Origin of the sequence: Streptomyces neyagawaensis (assembly GCF_023516595.1) — a bacterium.
Classification (GTDB): Bacteria; Actinomycetota; Actinomycetes; order Streptomycetales; family Streptomycetaceae; genus Streptomyces; species Streptomyces neyagawaensis.
The window spans coordinates 1-2,853 of record NZ_JAMGBG010000236.1 but is presented as its reverse complement, the minus strand read 5'-3'; the positions used below and the strand labels follow the sequence as shown (position 1 = coordinate 2,853).

At 73.0% G+C, this 2,853-nt stretch carries 3 protein-coding genes and 1 pseudogene; all 4 read left to right on the top strand.

Translation table 11 applies throughout. The features are described from left to right. Positions 1-269 (top strand): annotated as a pseudogene (locus M8J73_RS44450) (hypothetical protein); the annotation flags it as partial. 93 nt (positions 270-362) lie between these two features. Further along, the gene (fdxA, locus tag M8J73_RS44445) at positions 363-683 is read left to right on the top strand and encodes a ferredoxin (RefSeq protein WP_055541288.1); all 321 of its coding nucleotides are present in this window, start codon (positions 363-365) and stop codon (positions 681-683) included. Positions 684-888: 205 nt separating this feature from the next. Further along, positions 889-1,914 (top strand): AfsA-related hotdog domain-containing protein, encoded by a 1,026-nt coding sequence (locus M8J73_RS44440; RefSeq protein WP_055541287.1) that lies wholly within the window; start codon positions 889-891, stop codon positions 1,912-1,914. A 69-nt stretch (positions 1,915-1,983) separates the two neighbouring features. Continuing rightward, positions 1,984-2,853 (top strand): AfsR/SARP family transcriptional regulator (locus M8J73_RS44435; RefSeq protein WP_249829925.1); only part of this gene is annotated, 870 nt, incomplete at its 3' end.

Here is a 2,853-nt window from a genome sequence, read left to right as displayed (position 1 = left end):
TCCTCGTCCACGACGCCCACACCCCCTCCCCCACCACCGCCTTCGCCCTCTCCCGACTCGCCGACCCCGACACCCTGCACCACACCCCCATCGGCGTGTTCCGCTCCATCGACCGGCCCGTCTACGACACACAGATGGCCGACCAACTGGACAAGGCCGTCGAGTTGAAGGGCAAGGGCGACCTCGGCGCTCTCCTCGCCGGCAACGACACCTGGACGGTCGGGCGTTCCGCCCGGCACCCCCGCTCCACCACGGCCACCCGCGCGTGAATCGCGGATCCATCACGGCGGAACCGTGAACCACAGCACCGTCACCGCAACACCGTCACCGTTCGACCGCAGTTCCCCGGGGAGGGACAGCAAATGACCTATGTGATCGCTCAGCCCTGTGTCGACGTCAAGGACCGCGCGTGCATCGACGAATGCCCGGTCGACTGCATCTACGAGGGGCCGAGGAAGCTCTACATCCAGCCCGACGAATGCGTCGACTGCGGTGCGTGCGAACCCGTCTGCCCGGTGGAGGCGATCTTCTTCGAGGACGACGTCCCGGCCGAGTGGAGCGAGTACCGGACCGCGGACTCCGAGGTCTTCGCCGAACTCGGGTCGCCGGGCGGAGCGAGCGCGGCGGGGCCGCTCGCCGCCGACCATCCCCTGGTCGCCGCGCGGTCCACGCAGGCCGCGTAACCCTCGCACCACCCGGTGTCCGGTGTGCCGGATGGCCCGATTCCGCGGTGATCCAGCCCGGTTCCAGGCCAGGTACAGGCCGATACCAGTGATCCAGGACACCGTGGAGGCGGTGGCGGAATCTTTTCGCCACCGCCCTGTGGCGTTGTGCGCACCGGCCGCGCCCCACGCTCATCCCGGGCCGGCCATCCCAGAAGGAGCTGCAATGGACATCACCTTCACCTCTCAGCCCGCCCCCTCCGCCCCGGACTCCAGAGGTCTCGTCGCACCGCTGCACCTGCTGCACAGACCCGTCACACCGGAGGGCTTCCTGCTGGACGCCGCCGCTCCCGTGGAGCAGCACTTCGCGCTCTCCGCCGAACTGCCCCAGGAGCACGGGACGTTCACCGACGGGCCGGGCACCTTCCACGATCTGCTCTACATCGCGGAGACCCTGCGCCAGGCGACGCACTTCGTCGCCCACCAGTACTTCCGGGTGCCCGCCGAACGCCCCGCGGTGTTCGTCTCCAGCGGGCTCGACGTCCTCGACCCGGCCCCGTGGCGCCGCACCGGCCGGCCGGCCCATATGACGCTGGACCTCATCGTGACGCCCGTGGACGTGGTCAACGGCGTCCCGCGCGGCCTCGACTGCCGCAGCGACGTGGCGATCGACGGTGTCCCCTGTGGGAGCGCTTCCGCGCGGCTGCAGTTCCTGATGCCGGGGGTGTACCGGTCGCACCGGGAGGCGGGGCGCCAGGAGAGTCTGCGGAGCACCACTCCGGTGGTGCGTCCGCTGGCCTCCATGACGGTGGTCACGCAGGAGGAACCGGCCGCCGTGGCGCCGGAGTCGGTGGGGCGCGGGGACCCGCGCAACGTCGTCGTGGGACCGCCGCTGCGGGCGCCCTACGGGGAGTTCGTGCTGCCCGTGGCCGCCGATCCCGGCCACGAGGTCTTCACGGCGGTGCCCGGCGACCATGTCCCCGGCCCGGTGTTCCTGGAGGCGTCCCGGCAGGCGTCGCTGCTCGCCGCCGCCGAACTGCACGGGCTGCGGCCCGCCCACGCCCTGCTGACCCGCTGGCGTGCGTCCTTCCGCGGGTTCGGCGACGCCGACCTTCCGCTGACCTGCACGGTCGCGGCGGAGGAACCGGTACGCGACGACGCCGGCCGGCCCACCGTACGCACCCGGCTCGCCTTCAGCCAGGGCAGCCGCGTCCTGTGCACCGCCTCGGCCGTCCTGCTCCAGGACTGCTGACCGTACGCCGCCGCCCGGACCGGCCGACGCTCTCCTCTCCCCTCGTTCTGCTGATCAAGGAGCTCTCCGATGCGTTTCCGGGTACTGGGGCCGGTGAGTCTGTCGCCCCGCACTCCCTCCGCCGCGAAACCGCGCGCCCTGCTGGCCACGCTGCTCGTGCAGGCCGGTGAGGTGGTCCCCGTGCACAGCCTGATCGACGAGCTGTGGGGGACGGAACCCCCGCGCACCGCGACCACCACCCTCCAGGTGTACGTCTCCCAGCTGCGCAAGGTCCTCGCCGAGGCCGGCGGCTCCGCGCACTCCGGTGAGCTGCTGACACGCGCTCCCGGCTACCTCCTCGCCGTTCCCGAGCGGGACTTCGACCTGCCGTGCTTCGAACGGCTGCGGGCCGAGGGCCGCGCCGCCTACCAGGAGGGCGACTTCGGCCGCGCCTCCGGGCTGCTGCACGAGGCGCTCGCCCTGTGGACGGGCCCCGCCCTGTCCGGGATCCCGCACGGGGTGCGGCTGGAGTCCGCCGCCATCCGGCTCGACGAGCTGCGGATGGAGGTCCTGGAGCAGCGGATCGTCGCCGACCTGCGGCTGGGCCGCCACCAGGAGCTCGCCGGGGAACTGCTGGCCCTCGCCAACGAGCATCCGCTGCGGGAGACCCTGCACGGACACCTCATGGTGGCGCTGTACCGGACGGGCCGAGGCTCCGACGCGCTGCGCGTGTACGGGCGGCTGCGCCACTCCCTCGTGGAGGAACTCGGCGTCGAGCCGAGCCCGGGCCTGTCCCGGCTGCACGAACGCGTCCTGCGCCGGGAGCCCTCCCTGGACTGGCAGCCGCCCCGCGCCACGCGCCGCGCGAACGGCGACGACCCGGACGGCGCCGCCGGCTCACCCGGACGCCCGGGCACTCCCCGGCGGGCGGCGGCACCGGCCGACGGGCCGCGGCCCCTG